Source organism: Kitasatospora sp. NPDC098663 (assembly GCF_044760075.1).
GTDB lineage: Bacteria > Actinomycetota > Actinomycetes > Streptomycetales > Streptomycetaceae > Kitasatospora.
This window is the reverse complement of sequence record NZ_JBIWAP010000134.1, coordinates 1-1,631: the sequence shown is the minus strand read 5'-3', so window position 1 is coordinate 1,631 and position 1,631 is coordinate 1. Positions and strand designations below refer to the sequence as shown.

General features: G+C 68.8%; 3 protein-coding genes. 2 read left to right on the top strand and 1 reads right to left on the bottom strand.

What is annotated here, in order from left to right:
• Positions 1–184 (bottom strand): response regulator transcription factor (locus ACIQVZ_RS42430; RefSeq protein ID WP_402458539.1); only part of this gene is annotated, 184 nt, incomplete at its 3' end.
• A gap of 378 nt (positions 185–562) precedes the next feature.
• On the opposite strand from ACIQVZ_RS42430, the gene ACIQVZ_RS42425 reads away from it, so the two are divergent.
• On the top strand, positions 563–1,000 hold the full coding sequence (locus ACIQVZ_RS42425; protein ID WP_402458541.1) for a DUF6283 family protein: 438 nt from the start codon (positions 563–565) through the stop codon (positions 998–1,000).
• 153 nt (positions 1,001–1,153) lie between these two features.
• Positions 1,154–1,402: a hypothetical protein gene (locus ACIQVZ_RS42420; protein ID WP_402458537.1), complete on the top strand. Its 249-nt coding sequence runs from the start codon at positions 1,154–1,156 to the stop codon at positions 1,400–1,402.
• The last annotated feature ends 229 nt before the right edge of the window (positions 1,403–1,631 follow it).

Sequence of the window (1,631 nt, the reverse complement as noted above, 5' to 3'; positions counted from 1 at the left end):
CGGTGCCCGGCATCCGCACGTCCATCAGCACCACGTCCGGCCGCAGCCGCCGCGCCAGCTCCACCGCCGCCGCCCCGTCGGCCGCCTCCCCGACCAGCTCCATGTCCGGCTCGGCGCGCAGGATCATGCCGAACGCCAGCCGTAGCAGCTCCTCGTCGTCCACCAGCAGCACCCGAACGCTCACGGCGCGCCCCCGGGATCCAGCCGTACGAAGACCCGCCAGCCGCCGCCCGGCCGCGGGCGCAGCACATTTGAACGTGTTCAATACTTTCCATAGAGTGGCCGCGACCGAGTGATGGGGCATGCTGTGATCGCCGACGAGGTGTTCGGCTGGGAGTCCGCATCGGAGCTGCGCCTGCCGGGCTGGCCGGTCGGACTGGCCGAGCTCCTGCCAGCCGGCGCGTACGACCACTGGATCAGCCCAGGCGTTCTGCCCCGGCGCCGCCGCCGCGTCCCGCGGCTGCGGTCATCGCCTCAAGGACGGGCCGGGCGGACGCCTTGTCAGGGGCCGGGACGGGGCTGCCCTGCACGACGTACCTCTCACAGGAAGAGCGTGATCACGATGACGTCTGAGATTCGGCCGCCGGCGCCGAAGGCCTGCGACACCTGCCCCTACCGGCGCGATGTCCCCTCGGGGGTCTGGGCGGCAACGGAGTACGACAAGTTGGAGCAGTACGACCGGCCGATGGGTGAGCAGCCTAGGAAGGTGTGGCAGTGCCACCAAGCCGACCAGGACAGCGATCAGCGCCGTATGTGCGCCGGCTGGATCGGCTGCCACGGCGGGGCAGAACTCCTCGCCCTGCAGATCGCGCTTCTCAGCGGTCGGATCGACAGCGCCACCTTCGTCGAAGCGGTCGACTACACCTCCCAGGTGCCGCTCTTCGACTCCGGCGCCGAAGCGGCCGCACAAGGCCGGGCCGACATCGACCTTCCCGGCGACGACGCCCGGCGCGCGATAGCAAAGATCGTCAAGGTACGGAGTGACGCCACCTTTGGATGAGAGCCGACAGCGCGCTGCTGCGCCGCTGAGGACCGGAGCAGCCGTCAGGGCCGGCGACCTGGTCATGCAGAACTTTTCCAAGCAGGACTCCACGCCACCGTCTGCGGCAATACCGCGGTGCTGTTCACGGTGGTGTCGCCGTGCTGGAGGTGCATGATGCTGGTCGCCGGTTCGCTGATCGAGGTGGCCGGGAGAGGTCCCCCGGCCAGCGGCGAAGCGTTCAGCGGAACGACTGTCCAGCGCGCGACGGAACCGGGGCGCTGGGTGCCGAAATACTGGCTCACGCTGCCAGTAGCTCGTGTCCGCGGTCCACCACTGGTGCCGGTGCCGGTGACCGGATTCCCGGAGAAGAGCCCGGGCCTGCGGCAAGTGTCGTTCCGCGACCGTTTTCGCTCAGTTTGACGCAGAACCGATTCTGTGTTCGGCGTAGGTTTGTTCGGCGGAAGAGAGGGGATTGCGCGGGGCCTTCCAGGGCGACCGACAGCCGGTGGACGGGTTAGTTTCTTCTTAACGGCCCTGCCCCGCTGAGGGGTTGCCCCGCCCGGCGTCTTCAGCACCGGACGAGGCTGTCAGGCCAGCCAAGGAGGTACGCCTACCCATGTATGACCGACCCGTTTCTGGACGGGCTCTG